The 3,315-nt window shown below is 55.9% G+C and carries 1 rRNA gene; it reads right to left on the reverse strand.

Annotated features, from left to right (window positions below):
• Positions 1-48: 48 nt before the first annotated feature.
• A 23S ribosomal RNA gene (locus ACZYY4_RS22955) occupies positions 49-3,170 on the reverse strand.
• Positions 3,171-3,315: the final 145 nt, after the last annotated feature.

Raw genomic sequence — 3,315 nt, forward strand, 5'->3', positions numbered from 1 at the left:
GGGGTGTGGTATGTGGTGTGGTTGCGGGCAACACAGTGTTGTGTGTGTGTTGGTAAGTTTTCGGCCGGTTAGTGCCAGTTCCCTGCACACCTTGCGGTGCTTCTAGGTCTGGTCTATCGATCCCGTGGTCTGCGGGGGGCCTTATCCCTCTAAAAGGGTGAGAATCCTGGTCTTGGAGTAGGTTTCCCGCTTAGATGCTTTCAGCGGTTATCCTGTCCGAACGTAGCCATCCAGCCGTGCTCCTGGTGGAACAACTGGTATACCAGAGGTTCGTCCGTCCCGGTCCTCTCGTACTAGGGACAGGTTTCCTCAAGATTCTGACGCGCGCGGCGGATAGAGACCGAACTGTCTCACGACGTTCTAAACCCAGCTCGCGTGCCGCTTTAATGGGCGAACAGCCCAACCCTTGGGACCTGCTCCAGCCCCAGGATGCGACGAGCCGACATCGAGGTGCCAAACCATCCCGTCGATATGGACTCTTGGGGAAGATCAGCCTGTTATCCCCGGGGTACCTTTTATCCGTTGAGCGACACCCCTTCCACTCGGGGGTGCCGGATCACTAGTCCCGACTTTCGTCCCTGTTTGACGTGTCAGTCTTACAGTCAAGCTCCCTTGTGCACTTACACTCAACACCTGATTGCCGTCCAGGTTGAGGGAACCTTTGGGCGCCTCCGTTACATTTTAGGAGGCAACCGCCCCAGTTAAACTACCCACCAGGCACTGTCCCTGAACCAGCTTCATGGTTCGAAGTTAGAGGTCCAATACGATCAGAGTGGTATTTCAACAACGACTCCACCCACACTGGCGTGCGAGTTTCACAGTCTCCCACCTATCCTACACAAACCGCATCGAACATCAATACCAAGCTATAGTGAAGGTCCCGGGGTCTTTTCGTCCTGCCGCGCGTAACGAGCATCTTTACTCGTAATGCAATTTCGCCGAGTCTATGGTTGAGACAGTTGAGAAGTCGTTACGCCATTCGTGCAGGTCGGAACTTACCCGACAAGGAATTTCGCTACCTTAGGATGGTTATAGTTACCACCGCCGTTTACTGGGGCTTAAATTCTCAGCTTCACCCCGAAGGGTTAACCGGTCCTCTTAACCTTCCAGCACCGGGCAGGCGTCAGTCCGTATACATCGTCTTGCGACTTCGCACGGACCTGTGTTTTTAGTAAACAGTCGCTTCTCACTGGTTTCTGCGACCCCCTCCCGCTGCCGGCCGTAAAGGCCATGACGGTATGAGGGTCCCCCTTCTCCCGAAGTTACGGGGGTATTTTGCCGAGTTCCTTAACCATAGTTCACTCGTACGCCTTGGTATTCTCTACCTGACCACCTGTGTCGGTTTGGGGTACGGGCCGTGTGCGTGCTCGCTAGAGGCTTTTCTCGACAGCATAGGATCACCGAATTCGCCACAATTGGCTATGCATCACCTCTCGGACTTATATGAGACCCGGATTTGCCTAGATCTCGTCCTACCGGCTTACCCCAGTATTACCACTGACTGGTACGGCTACCTTCCTGCGTCACCCCATCGCTTGACTACTACCCACCCGGGTCCCACGCAGCCGGCGGATGTCGTCTCCCCGAAGGGATCGGATCGCCCACCATTTGGGTGGTTAGCAGAATGGATTCATCAGGGACGCTCACACACGGGTACGGGAATATCAACCCGTTGTCCATCGACTACGCCTGTCGGCCTCGCCTTAGGTCCCGACTCACCCTGGGAGGACTGGCCTGGCCCAGGAACCCTTGGTCTTTCGGCGGGCAAGGTTCTCACTTGCCTAATCGCTACTCATGCCTGCATTCTCGCTCCCACACCCTCCACCACTGGATCACTCCGTGGCTTCACCGGATGCAGGACGCTCCCCTACCCAATACTTACGTATTGCCGCGGCTTCGGCGGTGTGCTTGAGCCCCGCTACATTATCGGCGCACAATCACTTGACCAGTGAGCTATTACGCACTCTTTCAAGGGTGGCTGCTTCTAAGCCAACCTCCTGGTTGTCTTCGCGACTGCACATCCTTTTCCACTTAGCACACGCTTTGGGGCCTTAGCCGGCGATCTGGGCTGTTTCCCTCTCGACGCACGGAGCTTATCCCCCGCCGTCTCACTGCCACGCTTACACTCACCGGCATTCGGAGTTTGGCTGACGTCAGTAACCTAGTAGGGCCCATCGGCCATCCAGTAGCTCTACCTCCGGTGAGAAACACGCAACGCTGCACCTAAATGCATTTCGGGGAGAACCAGCTATCACGGAGTTTGATTGGCCTTTCACCCCTACCCACAACTCATCCCCTCAGTCTTCAACCTAAGTGGGTTCGGGCCTCCACGCGGTCTTACCCGCGCTTCACCCTGGCCATGGGTAGATCACTCCGCTTCGGGTCCACAACACGCCACTACACACACCCCAACGGATGTGATACGCCCTATTCAGACTCGCTTTCGCTGCGGCTACCCCACACGGGTTAACCTCGCGACGTGCCGGTGACTCGCAGGCTCATTCTTCAAAAGGCACGCCATCACCCCACTACAAGAGAGGGCTCTGACGGATTGTAGGCACATGGTTTCAGGTACTATTTCACTCCCCTCCCGGGGTACTTTTCACCATTCCCTCACGGTACTCGTCCGCTATCGGTCATCGAGAAGTATTCAGGCTTACCGGGTGGTCCCGGCAGATTCACAGCAGATTCCACGGGCCCGCTGCTACTCGGGGACACTGTGACAACAGAGAACGTGTTTTCACCTACCGGGCTCTCACCGTCTACGGCAGACCATCCCAGGCCACTTCGGTTAACACGATCTTTTCTGACTGCTGCCCCGATCGGCGGACCGGAGAACACAGACCCCACAACACCGCACACACAACCCCCGCCGGGTATCACATGCATACGGTTTAGCCATCCTCCGCTTTCGCTCGCCACTACTCACGGAATCACATTTTGTTTTCTTCTCCTACGGGTACTGAGATGTTTCACTTCCCCGCGTTACCTCCCCACCGGCTATACATTCACCGGAGGGTGACACGACATCACTCGTGCCGGGTTTCCCCATTCGGACATCCTCGGATCCACGCTCGGTTGACAGCTCCCCGAGGCATATCGCAGCCTCCCACGTCCTTCATCGGCTCTCGATGCCAAGGCATCCACCATGCGCCCTTAAACACTTACAAAACACAAAAACCACACAACAAAAATTGCAAAACAAACACAACCCAAACAGGTCATGCTTGCTAGATGCTCGCAACCACTATCCACAAAACAAACACCACACCCCACCACCAAGATGGAGCGACAACAACACCCACCCCCACACAG

The sequence above is a fragment of the Mycobacterium sp. IDUB_21 genome, assembly GCF_055419425.1.